Genomic DNA, 14,984 nt, shown 5'->3' with positions numbered 1-14,984 from the left:
GGCCGCCTGGTGCCTGGGCACCGTGCTGCTGGCCGCCCTGTCCCCCGTGGCCGGGCTCAGCCGAAGTAGGCGTCGAAGTTCTTCTGGAACGCCCAGTTCGAGTAGCGGTCCCAGTTCACCGACCACGTCATCAGACCGCGCAGCGCGGGCCAGGTCCCGTGGGTCGTGTACGAGCCGCAGTTCGTCTTCTTCGTCAGGCAGTCGAGGGCCTTGTTGACCTCGCCCGGGGAGACGTAGCCGTTGCCCGCGTTCGTCGAGGCCGGCATGCCGATGGCGATCTGGTCGGGGCGCAGCGGCGGGAAGACGTTGTTCTGGTCGCCGGCGACCGGGAAGCCGGTGAGGAGCATGTCGGTCATGGCGATGTGGAAGTCGGCGCCGCCCATGGAGTGGTACTGGTTGTCCAGGCCCATGATCGGGCCGGAGTTGTAGTCCTGGACGTGCAGCAGGGTGAGGTCGTCGCGCAGGGCGTAGATGACCGGCAGGTAGGCGCCGCAGCGCGGGTCCTGGCCGCCCCACTTGCCGGTGCCGTAGTACTGGTAGCCGTTCTGCACGAAGAACGTCTCCGGGGCCATGCTCAGCACGAACTTGGCGCCGTACTTGGCCTTCAGGGTCTTCAGCGCCGAGATGAGGTTCACTATCACGGGGGTGGTCGGGTTCTTGAAGTCCGTGTCGTTGGTGTTCAGCGAGAGCGAGTGGCCCTCGAAGTCGACGTCGAGGCCGTCGAGGCCGTAGGTGTCGATGATGTTGGAGACCGAGGAGACGAAGGTGTCGCGGGCCGCGGTCGTGTTCAGCTGGACCTGGCCGTTCTGGCCGCCGATCGAGATGAGCACCTTCTTGCCGGCCGCCTGCTTGGCCTTGATCGCCGCCTTGAACTCGGCGTCGCTCTCCACGTTCGGGCACTCGGTGACCGGGCAGCGGTTGAAGCGGATGTCACCGGAGGTGACCGAGGTGGGCTCGCCGAAGGCCAGGTCGATGACGTCCCAGCTGTCGGGGACGTCGGCGAGGCGGGTGTAGCCGGCGCCGTTGGCGAAGCTCGCGTGGAGGTAGCCGACGAGGGCGTGGGTGGGCAGGTCGCCGCCCGTGCCGCCGCCGCCACCGGGCGCGGCGCTGGTCGTCGCGGTCACCGCGGTGGACTTCGCGGACTCTCCGGCGTCGTTGACCGCGGTCACCTGGAAGCTGTACGCGGTGGAGGCCGCGAGTCCGGACACGGTGGCCGAAGTGCCGGTCACCGTCTGCGTCTTGACCCCGTCGCGGTAGACCGCGTAGCTCGTGGCGCCGGTCACCGCCGACCAGGACAGCCCGACGGAGGACGAGGTCACGGAGGAGGTGCGCAGGCCGGCCGGGGCGGCGGGCGGCTGGGTGGTGCCGCCCCCGCCGGGGCCGATCAGGGTGATGTCGTCGGCCTGGTAGGTGCCGGTGCCGTACCAGCCGTGGGTGAAGATCGTGACCTTGGTCGTGCTCGCGCCGGTGCGGAAGGTGGTGCTCAGCGGCTGCCAGTCGGGGGCGGACTGGGTCCAGGTGTACACGTCGGTGGTGCCGGTGCCGCTCGCGCCGAGGTAGGCGTAGGAGCCGCGGACGTAACCGGACAGCGTGTACTGGGAGTTCGGCTGGACGGTGACGGTCTGGCTGCACTGGGCGTTGTCGCCGCCGGCCGGGGTGGCCTGGAGGGCGGCGGTGCCGCCGTGCACGGGTGAGGCGACCGTCTTGGCGGCGGAGCAGGTCCAGCCGGTCAGGCCGGACTCGAAGCCGCCGTTGACGGCGATGTCCGCGTCGGCCGCGCTGGCGGCCGGTGAGAGCGCGGTGAGGCCGGGCACGGCCAGCAGGGTGGCCGTGAGTACGGCGAGGACGGGTCCGGGACGTCTTGCGCGGTCCACAGGGGCCTCCGTGTTCGGGGAGTTGGAGGAGCGGAGCGCACACAACTTGGTCCAGACCAATGCCGTTGTCAAGGTCTCCGGCCGTTACCCGTCCCCGGCAAGGCGCCGGACCGGCCCCGCCGCCGCCTCGCGCATCGCCCGTTCCAGCGGTGCCGGATCGGTCGGCGTGCGCGATCCGTCCGGTGCCACCGGCCGCCGCACGGCGTGGACCGCCCGGCCGGGGTACGGCACGACGATCCGGGTCCGGCGGCACGGCGATCCGGGTCCGGCGGCACGGCGATCCGGGTCCGGCGGCGCGGCTGCCGGTGCCGAGCCGGCGCGTCCCGGGTCCGGCCCGCGGGCAGGAGGGCGACCGCGAGGGGTTGCGCTCGAACTCCCGGCGGCAGACCCCGGGATCCGGTGCGGCGGATGCCGGCCACTCGACCGCCGCCTCCGCCCCGGTCATGCGAGAGGCCTCCCTCTCCCGCCCCCGTGCGGCGCGGTCGCGCCAGGAGGAGAGAGGGAGGCCTTCGGGGGCGTCACGCGGATTCGGCCGACCCGTCGGAGCGAGCCGGCGCACGGCCGGATGTCCTGGTCGCACCAGTCGCACCAGTCGCTCCGGATACGCCGGTCGTACGGGACGTGCCGGGCGCGTGGGGGCGGGTCAGCTGTCGAAGCCCAGCCCCAGCCGGTCCATCGTCCGCAGCCACAGGTTGCGGCGCCCGGCGTGCTCGTCGGCCCGGGCCAGCGACCACTTGGTGAGCGCGATCCCGGTCCAGGCGAAGGGCTCCGGCGGGAACGGCAGCGGCTTCTTGCGGACCATCTCCAGCTCGGTCCGCTCGGTGCGCTCCCCGTCCAGCAGGTCGAGCATCACGTCCGCGCCGAACCGGGTCGCGCCGACGCCGAGGCCGGTGTAGCCCGCCGCGTAGGCGACCTTCCCCTGGTGGCCGGTGCCGAAGAACGCCGAGAAGCGGGAGCAGGTGTCGATCGCGCCGCCCCAGGCGTGGGTGAAGCGGACGCCCTCCAACTGCGGGAAGCAGGTGAAGAAGTGGCCCGCGAGCTTGGCGTACGTCTCGGGCCGGTCGTCGTACTCGGCGCGCACCCGGCCGCCGTAGTGGTGGATCGCGTCGTAGCCGCCCCACAGGATGCGGTTGTCGGCGGACAGCCGGAAGTAGTGGAACTGGTTGGCCGAGTCGCCGAGCCCCTGCCTGTTCCGCCAGCCGATCTCCGCCAGTTGCCCCTCGGTGAGCGGCTCCGTCATCAGCGCGTAGTCGTAGACCGGCACGGTGTACGACCGCACGCGCCGCAGCAGGTTGGGGAAGATGTTGGTGCCGAGCGCGACCTTGCGCGCGCGGACGGCGCCGTACGGGGTGCGTACGGCCATCCCGGCGCCGTGGCCGCGCAGGGTCAGGGCGGGCGTGTGCTCGTACACCCGCACGCCGAGCCTGACGCACGCCGCCTTCAGGCCCCACGCCAGCTTCGCCGGGTGGAGCATGGCCACGCCCCGGCGGTCCCACAGGCCCGCCTGGAAGGTGGGCGAGTCCACCTGCTCGCGCACGGCGTCGGCGTCCAGGAAGTCGATGCCGTCGGCGAGCCCCTTCTCCTCCAGCTCCCGGTGCCAGTCCCGCAGCTCCCACGCCTGGTAGGTCTCGGTCGCGACGTCGATCTCGCCGGTGCGCTCGAACTCGCAGTCGATGCCGTACCGGGCCACCGCCTCCTCGATCCCGTCGAGGTTCCGCCGGCCCAGCTCCTCCAGCTTGTGGATCTCGTCCGGCCAGCGGGTGAGGCCGTTGGGCAGGCCGTGCGTCAGGGACGCGGCGCAGAAGCCGCCGTTGCGGCCGGAGGCGGCCCAGCCCACCTCGCGGCCCTCCAGGAGGACCACGTCGCGCCGCGGGTCGCGCTCCTTGGCGTTCAGCGCGGTCCACAGGCCGCTGTACCCGCCGCCGACGACGAGCAGGTCGCAGGTCTCGGTGCCGGTGAGGGCGGGCTCGGCGGCCGGCTTCCCGGGGTCTTCCAGCCAGTACGGGACCGGCTGGGCTTCGGAGAGGGCGGAGATCCAGTTGTCTTTGCCACGGCTCATGGCGCTTGCGGCCATGATTTCAACTCCCTACAGGGGCGTGCGCGGAAGGCGGCGCCGGGGACCGGCTAGGCCTTCTGCTTGTTCCGTCGATTGCTGACGACCATCGAGGTCAGGACGAAGAGGACGGCGAGGAGGAACATGGCCGTACCGATCACGTTGATCTGCACGGGCGTTCCGCGCTGCGCCGACCCCCAGACGAACATCGGGAAGGTGACGGTCGAACCGGCGTTGAAATTGGTGATGATGAAATCGTCGAAGGAGAGCGCGAACGAGAGCAGCGCGCCCGCGGCGATTCCGGGTGCCGCGATGGGCAGGGTGACCCGCAGGAAGGTCTGCACGGGACCGGCGTACAGGTCCCGGGCGGCCTCCTCCAGCCGCGGATCCATCGACATCACGCGCGCCTTGACCGCGGTGACGACGAAGCTCAGGCAGAACATGATGTGGGCGATCAGGATCGTCCAGAAGCCGAGCTGCGCGCCCATGTTGAGGAACAGGGTGAGCAGCGACGCGGCCATGACGACCTCGGGCATCGCCATCGGCAGGAAGATCAGCGAGTTGACGGCGCCGCGCGCGCGGAACCGGTAGCGCACCAGCGCGAAGGAGATCATCGTGCCGAGGAGGGTGGCGCCGACCGTCGCCCAGACGGCGATCTGCAGGCTGAGGGAGAGCGAGCCGCACAGGCCGGCGACACCGCACGGGTCCTGCCAGGCGTCCGTGGAGAACCGCTGCCACTCGTAGTTGAAGCGGCCCTTGGGCTTGTTGAAGGAGAACACCGTGACGATGACGTTCGGCAGCAGCAGGTAGCCGAGTGTCAGCAGACCGGCGATGACGACGAGACGGCGCTTGAGCCAGTTGACGAAGGGCATTTAGACCAGGTCCTCCGTCCCGGACCGGCGGATGTAGAAGGTGACCATGGCGAGGATCGCGGCCATGAGGATGAAGGACAGGGCCGCGGCCGTCGGGTAGTCGAGGATGCGCAGGAACTGCGTCTGGATGACGTTGCCGATCATGCGGGTGTCGGTGGAGCCGAGGAGTTCGGCGTTGACGTAGTCGCCGGCCGCCGGGATGAAGGTCAGCAGCGTCCCGGAGACCACGCCCGGCATGGACAGCGGGAAGGTGACCTTGCGGAAGGTGGTCCACGGCTTGGCGTACAGGTCGCCGGCCGCCTCGTGCAGCCGCCCGTCGATCCGCTCCAGCGAGGTGTACAGCGGCAGGATCATGAACGGCAGGAAGTTGTACGTCAGGCCGCAGACGACGGCGAGCGGGGTGGCCAGGACGCGGTCGCCCGCGGTCCAGCCGAGCCAGTCGGTGAGGTCCAGGACGTGCAGGGAGTTCAGGGTCTGCACGACCGGGCCGTTGTCCGCGAGGATCGTCTTCCAGGCGAGGGTGCGGATCAGGAAGCTGGTGAAGAACGGCGCGATCACCAGGATCATGATCAGGTTCTTCCAGCGGCCGGCGCGGAAGGCGATCAGGTAGGCCAGCGGGTAGCCGAGCAGCAGGCACAGCACGGTCGCGGCGGCGGCGTAGAAGACGGACCGCAGGAACTGCGGCCAGTACTCGGTCAGCGCGTTCCAGTAGGTGGCGAAGTGCCACGTGACCTTGTAGCCGTCCTCCAGGGAGCCCTGCTGCACGGAGGTGGACGCCTGGTAGATCATCGGCAGGGCGAAGAACACGATCAGCCACAGGATGCCGGGCAGGAGCAGCCAGTACGGGGTGAACCGGCCGCGCCTGCGCGCGGGCTTGCGCTCCGGCTCGGCCGGGGCGAGCGGCGGGGGCGCCTCGGTGAGCGTCGGCATCAGGCGGCCGCCTCTTCCTCGGTGCCCGCGTCGATGTCCTGGTCCGCGTCGAGGCCGAAGGTGTGCGCCGGGCTCCAGTGCAGGACGACGTCGGCGCCGGGGACGAGCCGGCCGTCGCGCTCGACGTTCTGGACGTACACCGCGAACTCGTCGCAGACCGGGGTGTCGATCACGTACTGCGTGGAGACGCCGATGAAGCTGGCGTCGGCGATCCTGCCGGTGACGCGGTTGCGGCCCCCGGGGATGGTGCCCGCGTCGTCGGCGTGGGTGAGGGCGATCTTCTCGGGGCGGATGCCGACCAGCATCCTGCCGCCGGCCGCCGTGGGGGCGGAACATCGCGCCCGGGGCAGCACCAGCTTGCCGCCGCCCGCCTTGAGCACGATGTCGTCGCCGCTGCCCGTGTCGACCTCGGCCTCGATGAGGTTGGAGGTGCCGAGGAAGTTCGCCACGAACGTGGTCTTCGGGTTCTCGTACAGGTCGGTGGGCGCGCCGAGCTGCTCGACCCGGCCCCCGTTCATCACGGCGACCGTGTCGGCCATGGTCATGGCCTCCTCCTGGTCGTGCGTGACGTGCACGAAGGTGATGCCGACCTCGGTCTGGATGCGCTTGAGCTCGAGCTGCATCTGCCGGCGCAGCTTGAGGTCGAGGGCGCCGAGCGGCTCGTCCAGCAGGAGCACCCTGGGGTGGTTGATCAGCGCGCGGGCGACGGCGACCCGCTGCTGCTGGCCGCCGGAGAGCTGGTGCGGCTTCTTGCGCGCCTGCTCACCGAGCTGGACCAGCTCCAGCATCTCCTCGACCTGCTTCTTCACGCTCTTCAGGCCGCGCCGGCGCAGGCCGAAGGCGACGTTCTCGAAGATGTCGAGGTGCGGGAAGAGCGCGTAGGACTGGAACACCGTGTTGACCGGCCGCTTGTACGGCGGCAGGTGGGTGACGTCCTGGTCGCCGAGGCACACGGTCCCGGAGGAGGGTTCCTCCAGGCCGGCGATCATGCGCAGCGTGGTGGTCTTTCCGCAGCCCGAGGCGCCGAGGAGGGCGAAGAAGGAGCCCTCGGGCACGGTCAGGTCGAGTGGCCGCACGGCGGTGAAGCCGTTGTCGTAGGTCTTGGAGATGCCGGAGAGGCGGACGTCGCCGCTGTTGTCCGGTGTCGTCTTCATCGTCGTCACGCCCCTGTGAGCTTCGCGAACTTCTCTTCGTAGGTCGTCTCTTCCTTCTGGCTCAGGGAGCGGAAGGCATGGGACTTCGCCTGCATGGCCTTGTCGGGGACGATCAGCGGGTTGTCCGCGGCGTCCCGGTCGATCTTCGCAAGGTAGGGCTTCACCCCGTCGACCGGCGTCACGTAGTTGATGTAGGCGGCGAGCGCGGCGGCTTGAGCGGGCTCGTAGTAGAAGTCGATCAGCCGCTCGGCGTTCGTCTTGTGACGCGCCTTGTTGGGGACGCACATGTTGTCGGTCGACGTCATGTAGCCGCTGTCCGGGATGACGAAGGCCACGTCCGGGCTGTCCGCCTGGAGCTGCACGATGTCACCCGCCCAGGCGAGGCAGGCCGCGAGGTCGCCCTTGGTGAGGTCGGAGGTGTAGTCGTTGCCGGTGAACCGGCGGATCTGGCCCTTGTCGACGGCCCTTTGCACGCGGGCGACCGCCGCGTCGTAGTCGTCGTCGGTGAAGCGCGCCGGGTCCTTGCCCATGTCGAGCAGGGTCATGCCCATGCTGTCGCGCATCTCCGACAGGAAGCCCACGCGCCCCTTCAGCCGGGGGTTGTCGAGCAGGTCGGAGACGGACTTCACCTCGATGCCGTCGAGCGCCTTCTTGTTGTAGGCGATGACGGTGGAGATGCCCTGCCACGGGTACGAGTACGCCCGCCCGGGGTCCCAGTCCGGGTCGCGGAACTGGGCCGACAGGTTGGTGTAGGCGTGGTGCAGGTTGGCCGGGTCGAGTTTCTGCACCCAGCCGAGGCGGATCAGCCGCGCGGCCAGCCAGTCGGTGAGGACGATGATGTCCCGGCCGGTGTCCTGCCCCGCGGCGAGCTGCGGCTTGATCTTCCCGAAGAACTCGTTGTTGTCGTTGATGTCCTCGGTGTAGTCGACCCGGATCCCGGTCCGCCTCCGGAAGGCCTCCAGCGTCGGGTGGCGCTTGCCGCTGTCGTCGACGTCGATGTACTCGGTCCAGTTGGAGAAGTTGACCACCTTCTCCCGGGCCGAGCGGTCCTCGGCGGCGGTGCCGCCCCGGGCCATGCCCGCCGCGGGGATCCCGCAGCCGCTCAGCACCCCGAGGCCGCCGGCCGCGAGCGCGCCGCCCGCGCCGACCCGCAGCAGGGAGCGGCGGGTCAGGGCGGCCCGGCCGCCGCGCAGGCTGCGGCGCAGGGCGGCCGCTTGGGGCGGGGTCAGACGGTCGGGCTCGTACTGCCTCATGCGCGTGATGCCCTTTCGGGAGGGGTTCGGGCCGGTCGCCGGCCCGGTGTTCTATCGGTCCCCGAAGATCGTGCGGTGCCAGTCCTTCGCGGCCACCGCCGTGTTGTCGAACATGACGTGCTTGACCTGTGTGTACTCCTCGAAGGAGTACGCCGACATGTCCTTGCCGAAGCCCGACGCCTTGTAGCCGCCGTGCGGCATCTCGCTGATGATCGGAATGTGGTCGTTGATCCAGACGCAGCCCGCCTTGATCTCGCGGGTGGCCCGGTTCGCCCGGTAGACGTTCGTGCTCCACGCCGAGGCGGCGAGGCCGTACGGGGTGTCGTTGGCCAGCCGGATCCCCTCGTCGTCGCCGTCGAACGGCAGGACGACCAGGACCGGGCCGAAGAGCTCCGACTGGACGATCTCGCTGTCCTGCGCCGCGTCGGCGACCAGGGTGGGCCGGTAGTAGGCGCCGTCCTTCAGCTCGCCCTGGGGCGCCTCGCCGCCGGTCACCACGCGCGCGTAGCCGCGCGCGCGGTCCACGAAGGCGGCGACCCGGTCGCGCTGGACGTGCGAGATGAGCGGTCCGAGATCTGTGCCGGGCGCGAACGGGTCCCCGAGCCGCACGGTCTCCATCAGCGCGGCCGTCCGCTCCACGAACGCCTCGTAGAGCGGGCGCTGCACGTACACGCGCGTGGCGGCCGTGCAGTCCTGCCCGGTGTTGATGAGCGAGCCGGCGACCGCGCCGTGCACGGCGGCCTCCAGGTCGGCGTCGTCGAAGACCACGAAGGGCGCCTTGCCGCCGAGCTCCAGGTGGAGCCGCTTGACGGTGGCGGTGGCGATCTCGGCGACCCGCTTGCCGACGGCGGTGGACCCCGTGAAGGAGGTCATCGCGACGTCCGGGTGCCCGACGAGGTGCTCGCCGGCCTCCCGGCCGCTGCCGGCGACGATGTTGATCACGCCGTCCGGGATGCCCGCGTCCGTGGCGGCCTGGGCGAACATCAGCGAGGTCAGGGGGGTCAGCTCGGCCGGCTTCAGCACGATCGTGTTGCCCGCGGCGATCGCCGGGAGGATCTTCCAGGCGGCCATCTGGAGGGGGTAGTTCCAGGGCGCGATGGACCCGACGACCCCGATGGGCTCGCGCCGGACGTACGACGTGTGGTCGCCGGAGTACTCGCCCGCGGACTGCCCCTGGAGGTGCCTGGCGGCGCCCGCGAAGAAGGCCGCGTTGTCGACGGTGCCCGGCACGTCGAACCCACGGGTGAGCTTGAGCGGCTTGCCGCACTGGAGGGACTCCGCGCGGGCGAGGTCCTCGGCGCGGTCGGCGAGGACCGCGGCGAACCGGTGCAGGGCGTCCGACCGTTCGCCCGGGGTGGCCGCGGCCCAGGCCGGGAACGCCGCGCGTGCGGCGGCGACGGCCGCGTCGACGTCGTCGGGGCCGGCCAGCTCGTAGGTGTACACCTCCTCGCCGGTGGCGGGATCGACCACGGCGTGCCGACGGCCCGAGGTGCCCTTCGTCAGCCGGCCTGCGATGAATTGCGCGCCTTCCGCGAAACGGTCCTGCGCGGGAAATCGTTCCGGGGTGGCGGTGCCCGGGTTGTGCATGTCGCTCTCCTCCGCCGTTCGCCCCGGTAGGGGGGTGGGTGGCGTAGCTCCAGCTCGATTTGAGTGCCGATCCTGACAGAGCGGTAAGGCTCCAACAAGTGATTCCGTTGTTGCCTTTTGGTTACGCGACGAAATCTGTCGACCAGGTGTCGAGTCAGGACGGAAAAGGGCGGACGGAGTGTCAGTGGTGCCTGCCACACTCGCGTGCATGGGGACGATCGACGGGCTGGAAGCCCTGCTCAAAGAGGTCCGGGCGGGGAGCCGCATCAGGTACCTGCACTTCTGGGGACACCGGCCGCGGCCCGGCGGCCGGATCGGCGCGAGCTGCCTGAGCCAGTGGTGGCCGTCACCCTTCGTGACCGGCGGTGTGGAGTACGCGACGGCCGAGCACTGGATGATGGCGGCCAAGGCCCGGCTGTTCGGTGACGCGGAGGCGGAGCGCCGGGTGCTGGCCGCGGGCCACCCCGCCGAGGCGAAGAAGGCCGGGCGGCTGGTCCGGGACTTCGACGCGGGCGTCTGGGAGCGGGAGCGCTTCCGGCTGGTGGTCGAGGGCAGCGTGCACAAGTTCGCGGCCCACGACGACCTCGGGCGCTTCCTGCTGGACACCGGGGACCGGGTGCTGGTGGAAGCGAGCCCCGTGGACCGGATATGGGGCATCGGCCTGGCGGCGGACGACGAGGCCGCCGCGGACCCGGAGCGGTGGCGGGGCCTGAACCTGCTGGGCTTCGCCCTGATGGAGGCGCGAGAGCGACTGACGGCGGGGGCGTGACCCTACAGGGGGGCGGCCCTGCGGGGCTCCGGCGGGGGTTCCGGGGTGACGCCCGGTGCCGTTGTCCGCTGGAGCGGGGGCCGTCAGGCGCGCGTGCTGCGGGGGGGCCGTCAGGCGCGCGCCGTGATGATCAGGACGACGAAGCCCACCGCCAGGACGGTGCCCGCCGCGCCGCAGATGAGGCCGGCCAGGGCCGCCCCCGGGTTCGTCGCCTCGCCGCGGCGGGCCTTCGCCCTGCCCACGAAGCCGAAGATCATGGCCAGCACGCCCAGCACGATGGCGATCGGCCACAGCAGGAAGCCGGCCGCCGACACGATGCCCAGCGTCAGCGCGGCCGTGCCCATGCCGTTGCTGGGCACCGGCTGCATGCCGGGCCAGCCGTAACCGGGGCCCGCTGGATGGGGGAAACCGCCGTACGGCGCGGTGTGCGGGCCGGGGTGGCCGTACCCCGGCCCGGTGCCCGGGTAGCCGTACCCCGGGTAGCCGTACGGGACCTGGCCGGGGCCGTCCGGGGCCATCGGCGGCGGGGGCACCGGCTCCACTCCCCCGTGCGGCGGCGCGTAGGGGTCCACCGGAGGACCCGGCACGGCCGCGGGGGGTGCGAACGGATACCCCGGAGGCATGGACCCGGCAGGCGCGAACGGGTTCGGCTGCGGCGCGGGGTGCGGAGGCGCGAAGGGGGCCTGGTGCGCTGCGGCGGGCGGGGGCGCGAACGGATTCGGCTGGGCTGTGGCGGACGGCGGTGCGAACGGATTCGGCTGGGGTGCCGCGGGCGGGGACGCGAACCGCTGGGGCTCGACGGGCGGGGGCGCGAACGGGTTCGACTGGGCTGCGGCGGGCGGCGGCGCGAACGGGTTCGGGTGGGGTGTCTCGGACGCGGACGGGGGCGCGAACGGGTTCCGCTGGGGCTCGGCGGGCGCGGGCGCGGGCCCGGTGGGGTCGGCCCATGGCGCGGGTCCGGCCTGTGCCGGGGACGGCGGGGGCGGGGTCGCGGTCCGTCGGCCGTCGGCCGTGCCGGGGCTCGGTGCCCCGTCCGCCGCCGGTGCCGTCGCTTCCTTGTCCAGGGGGACCCGGGGCGCCGTCGGCCGCCCCCCTTCGCCGTGCTCCCCGGGCAAGGACTGCGCGACCTCGTCGGACATGCGGAAGGACCCCTCTGCTGGACGTCCTGTCATGCTACGGGCAGGGCCGGAGCCGCCGGGCCGGGGCCTACGATGATCCCGCGCCACCGATCAGCCGATCACCGCGCCCGCACCACGGACCCGGTCCGGGCGCCCGTCCCGGGGAGGACCCCTTGACCGCCACCTCCGTACCCGCCGCCGGCACCGCCGACCGCGACCTGCGTGCCTTCATCGCCGGGCTGCCCAAGGCGGAACTGCACGTCCACCACGTCGGCTCCGCCTCCCCCCGCATCGTCTCGGAGCTGGCCGCCCGCCACCCCGACTCCAGGGTGCCCGCCGACCCCGAGGCCCTGGCCGAGTACTTCACCTTCACCGACTTCGCGCACTTCATCGAGGTGTACCTGTCGGTCGTGGACCTCATCCGCACCCCGGAGGACGTCCGGCTGCTCACCTACGAGGTGGCCCGCGACCTGGCCCGGCAGCAGGTGCGGTACGCCGAGCTGACCATCACCCCCTTCTCCTCCACCCGGCGCGGCATAGACGAGCGCGCCTTCATGGAGGCGATCGAGGACGCCCGGAAGGCGGCCGAGGCCGAGTTCGGGACCGTGCTGCGCTGGTGCTTCGACATCCCCGGCGAGGCCGGTCTGGAAGCGGCCGAGGAGACGACGCGGCTGGCCACCGAGGACCGGATCCGCCCGGCGGGCCTGGTGTCGTTCGGGCTCGGCGGCCCGGAGATCGGCGTGCCCCGCCCGCAGTTCAAGCCGTACTTCGACCGGGTCGTCGCCGCCGGGCTGCACTCCGTCCCGCACGCCGGCGAGACGACCGGCCCGCAGACGGTGTGGGACGCGCTCACCGAGCTGCGCGCCGAGCGGATCGGGCACGGCACCAGCTCCGCGCAGGACCCGAAGCTGCTCGACCACCTGGCCGAGCACCGCATCCCGCTGGAGGTGTGCCCGACCTCCAACATCGCCACCCGCGCGGTGCGCACCCTGGACGAGCACCCGATCAAGGAGTTCGCGCGGGCCGGGGTGCTGGTGACGATCAACTCCGACGACCCGCCGATGTTCGGCACCGACCTGAACAACGAGTACGCGGTGGCCGCCCGCCTCCTGGAGCTGGACGAGCACGGCCTGGCCGGCCTCGCGAGGAACGCCGTCGAGGCCTCCTTCCTGGACGCGGCGGGCAAGGCGCGGATCACGGCGGAGATCGACGCGTACACCGCCGCCTGGCCGGCCCGCTGAACCCACGGCACGGGCCCACGCGGAGCAGGTGGGCCCGCGCCGCCCCGCGGGACCGACACAATGGGGCCATGCAGACCGTGACCGCCGTGGCCCATCGCGGCGACCCCTACCGCTTCCGCGAGAACACCCTCGGCTCCCTGCGCTCCGCGCTCGACCAGGGCGCGGACGCCGTCGAGATCGACGTACGGCTCACCCGCGACGGGGTGCCCGTACTGCTGCACGACGAGACGCTGCGGCGGCTGTGGGAGGTCGACCGGCCGTTGCGCGCGCTGTCGGCCGAGGAACTGCGCGGGCTGACGGCGGGCGGGGTGCCGACGCTGGCGGAGGCACTGGCCGCGACCGGCGACAGCCGGGTGATGCTCGACCTGTGCGGGCGGGTCGACCGCCGGACGGCCGGGCGGATCCTGGACGTGGTCCGGCGGAGCGGGGCCGGGGAGCGGGTCTACTACAGCGCCGGCGCGGAGGCGACGCTCGCCGTCCGCGCGGTCGATCCGTCCGCCGAGATCGCCCTGACCTGGACCTCCCTCGCCCCGGTCCGGCCCGCGCTGCTGGCCGCGATCCGTCCGCGCTGGCTGAACTACCGCTTCTCGCTGGTGAGCCGGGAGCTGGCCGCCCGTGTGCACCGCGACGGACACCTGCTGTCCGTGTGGACCCCGGACACCCGCCGCTCCATGAGCCGCCTGCTGGAGCTGGGCGCCGACTCGATCACGACGAACAGGATCGACGTCCTGCACGCCCTGCGCACCCCGGCGTGACCCGCGGCGGTAACCCTTAGGGGCCTTTCCGGGCGGTTCCCCCCGCTCCGCCGGGCGACCGGTCAGGGATGGACGAGGGTCGCACGCCCTCCTCGGTGAGGATCCCGGCGGGCGGGCCACCGGCTGAGGATGATCACACACCTTCAGCGATCCCCTCAGGAGCCCGTCATGCGCCGTACCCGTCGTTCCGCCCTGCTGGCCGCCGGTCTCGTCGCCGCGCTGGCCGCCGGCCCGCTGGCCGCCCCCGCGTTCGCCGCGTCCGCGTCCGCGCCGGCCGCCGCCGTCCCCGCCGCGGCGCCGACGGGCGAAGGGCCGGACGCCGAGGCTCTGTCCGCCGCGATCGCCGACCTCCCCGACCACGACGCCACCGCCGCGCTGCTCCGCGTCGGCGGTGACGGCACCTGGCGCGGGACCGCGGGCGTGCGGGACGTCCGCACCGGGGCGCCGGCCCTGGAGAACGCGCGGTTCCGGGCCGGTTCGGTGACGAAGGTGGTCACCGCGGCGATCGTGCTGCAACTCGCCGCGGAGGGCCGGATCGACCTCGACGGCACCGTGCAGCACTACCTCCCGGGCCTGCTGACCGGGGACTTCGAGCCGGTCACCGTGCGCCAGTTGCTGAACTACACCAGCGGTCTGCGTCCGGGCGCGTCCCTCGGCGACACCGTCGAGGAGGGCTACGCGCACCGCTTCGAGACGCTCACCCCCCGTCAGGTCGTGGCGGCCTCCGTCGCCGAGGGCCCCGCGTACGCGCCGGGCACGCGGCAGACCTACGGCAACATCCACTACACCGTGCTCGGCATGCTGATCGAGAAGGTGACCGGTGACTCGTACGCGCACCAGGCGGCGGTCCGCGTCTTCCGGCCGCTGGGCATGCGGGACAGCTCGTTCCCGGCCGGCGGCGACCCCCGGATCCACGGACCGCACAACCGGGGCTACGACTGGATCGACGGCAGGCTGGTCGACGTGACCGACTGGAACATGACGGACCGGTTCGCGGCCGGCGACCTCATCTCGACCACCGCCGACCTGGAGCGGCTGCTGGTGGGGCTGTTCCGCGGCCGGGTGGTGCCCGAGCCGCAGCTGCGCGAGATGTTCACCGTGCCCGACGTGCCCGGGGCGACGTACGGCGCGGCGCTGGACCGGATGGAGCTGGACGGCAAGGTGATCTGGGGCAAGACCGGCTCACGGCCGGGGTACGCCACGGTGATCGCCGCGACCCCGGACCTGTCCCGCACCCTGGTGTACTCGGTGAACGCCACGGACGCGAAGGGCGACGGCCAGGCCGTCGCCCAGCGCTTCGGGTTCCCGGCGTTCAACCGCTGACGGACCGCGGGCCGCTCGGCGCCCTGCGCCGCCGCGCGGGCCGCGGGGCCGGCCC

Annotated in this window: 11 protein-coding genes and 1 pseudogene; 4 read left to right on the top strand and 8 right to left on the bottom strand. The window is 72.2% G+C overall.

Translation table 11 applies throughout. The features are described 5' to 3' along the window. Positions 1-56: 56 nt before the first annotated feature. The 7 genes from ACZ4K2_RS06655 to ACZ4K2_RS06625 form a co-directional block, all read right to left on the bottom strand. On the bottom strand, positions 57-1,874 hold the full coding sequence (locus tag ACZ4K2_RS06655; protein ID WP_467474373.1) for a chitinase: 1,818 nt from the start codon (positions 1,872-1,874) through the stop codon (positions 57-59). Positions 1,875-2,517: 643 nt separating this feature from the next. Next, entirely contained in the window at positions 2,518-3,948 is a 1,431-nt protein-coding gene (locus ACZ4K2_RS06650) for an NAD(P)/FAD-dependent oxidoreductase (RefSeq protein ID WP_467474372.1), read from the bottom strand. Between the two features lie 50 nt (positions 3,949-3,998). After that, entirely contained in the window at positions 3,999-4,799 is an 801-nt protein-coding gene (locus ACZ4K2_RS06645) for an ABC transporter permease (RefSeq protein WP_467474370.1), read from the bottom strand. Then, positions 4,800-5,729 (bottom strand): ABC transporter permease, encoded by a 930-nt coding sequence (locus ACZ4K2_RS06640; RefSeq protein WP_467474369.1) that lies wholly within the window; start codon positions 5,727-5,729, stop codon positions 4,800-4,802. Then, positions 5,729-6,892: an ABC transporter ATP-binding protein gene (locus tag ACZ4K2_RS06635; protein WP_467474367.1), complete on the bottom strand. Its 1,164-nt coding sequence runs from the start codon at positions 6,890-6,892 to the stop codon at positions 5,729-5,731. Before ACZ4K2_RS06635 ends, ACZ4K2_RS06640 begins: the two co-directional genes overlap by 1 nt. Beyond that, complete coding sequence (locus tag ACZ4K2_RS06630; RefSeq protein ID WP_467474366.1) at positions 6,889-8,136, bottom strand: polyamine ABC transporter substrate-binding protein; 1,248 nt, start codon at positions 8,134-8,136, stop codon at positions 6,889-6,891. Before ACZ4K2_RS06630 ends, ACZ4K2_RS06635 begins: the two co-directional genes overlap by 4 nt. Positions 8,137-8,187: 51 nt before the next feature. Then, positions 8,188-9,723: a gamma-aminobutyraldehyde dehydrogenase gene (locus tag ACZ4K2_RS06625; RefSeq protein WP_467474364.1), complete on the bottom strand. Its 1,536-nt coding sequence runs from the start codon at positions 9,721-9,723 to the stop codon at positions 8,188-8,190. 208 nt (positions 9,724-9,931) lie between these two features. Here ACZ4K2_RS06625 and ACZ4K2_RS06620 point away from each other — a divergent pair, with 208 nt between their 5' ends. Next, on the top strand, positions 9,932-10,492 hold the full coding sequence (locus ACZ4K2_RS06620; RefSeq protein WP_467474363.1) for an NADAR family protein: 561 nt from the start codon (positions 9,932-9,934) through the stop codon (positions 10,490-10,492). Positions 10,493-10,602: 110 nt separating this feature from the next. Here ACZ4K2_RS06620 and ACZ4K2_RS06615 read toward each other — a convergent pair whose 3' ends face one another. After that, the gene (locus ACZ4K2_RS06615; RefSeq protein WP_467474361.1) at positions 10,603-11,025 is read right to left on the bottom strand and encodes a DUF4190 domain-containing protein; all 423 of its coding nucleotides are present in this window, start codon (positions 11,023-11,025) and stop codon (positions 10,603-10,605) included. 632 nt (positions 11,026-11,657) lie between these two features. Between ACZ4K2_RS06615 and ACZ4K2_RS06610 the strand changes: the two are divergent. From ACZ4K2_RS06610 to ACZ4K2_RS06600, 3 genes and pseudogenes are all read left to right on the top strand, one after another. Further along, positions 11,658-12,851: pseudogene (locus tag ACZ4K2_RS06610) on the top strand (adenosine deaminase). Between the two features lie 68 nt (positions 12,852-12,919). Continuing rightward, positions 12,920-13,606 carry a glycerophosphodiester phosphodiesterase gene (locus ACZ4K2_RS06605; RefSeq protein ID WP_467474360.1) on the top strand — a complete coding sequence of 229 codons (687 nt, stop codon included), beginning with the start codon at positions 12,920-12,922 and terminating at the stop codon, positions 13,604-13,606. 168 nt (positions 13,607-13,774) lie between these two features. Further along, positions 13,775-14,929 (top strand): serine hydrolase domain-containing protein, encoded by a 1,155-nt coding sequence (locus ACZ4K2_RS06600; protein WP_467474358.1) that lies wholly within the window; start codon positions 13,775-13,777, stop codon positions 14,927-14,929. Positions 14,930-14,984 lie beyond the last annotated feature (55 nt).

The sequence above is a fragment of the Streptomyces sp. NPDC025833 genome (assembly GCF_055558055.1).
This window is presented reverse-complemented; position numbering and strand designations above follow the sequence as displayed.

Bases quoted from the DNA above. Each gene is read 5' to 3' on its own strand.
- ACZ4K2_RS06625 (WP_467474364.1), bottom strand. From the start codon at position 9,723: ATGCACAACCCGGGCACCGCCACCCCGGAACGATTTCCCGCGCAGGAC.
- ACZ4K2_RS06645 (WP_467474370.1), bottom strand. From the start codon at position 4,799: ATGCCCTTCGTCAACTGGCTCAAGCGCCGTCTCGTCGTCATCGCCGGT.
- ACZ4K2_RS06640 (WP_467474369.1), bottom strand. From the start codon at position 5,729: ATGCCGACGCTCACCGAGGCGCCCCCGCCGCTCGCCCCGGCCGAGCCG.
- ACZ4K2_RS06605 (WP_467474360.1), top strand. From the start codon at position 12,920: ATGCAGACCGTGACCGCCGTGGCCCATCGCGGCGACCCCTACCGCTTC.
- ACZ4K2_RS06650 (WP_467474372.1), bottom strand. From the start codon at position 3,948: ATGGCCGCAAGCGCCATGAGCCGTGGCAAAGACAACTGGATCTCCGCC.
- ACZ4K2_RS06600 (WP_467474358.1), top strand. From the start codon at position 13,775: ATGCGCCGTACCCGTCGTTCCGCCCTGCTGGCCGCCGGTCTCGTCGCC.
- ACZ4K2_RS06630 (WP_467474366.1), bottom strand. From the start codon at position 8,136: ATGAGGCAGTACGAGCCCGACCGTCTGACCCCGCCCCAAGCGGCCGCC.
- ACZ4K2_RS06620 (WP_467474363.1), top strand. From the start codon at position 9,932: ATGGGGACGATCGACGGGCTGGAAGCCCTGCTCAAAGAGGTCCGGGCG.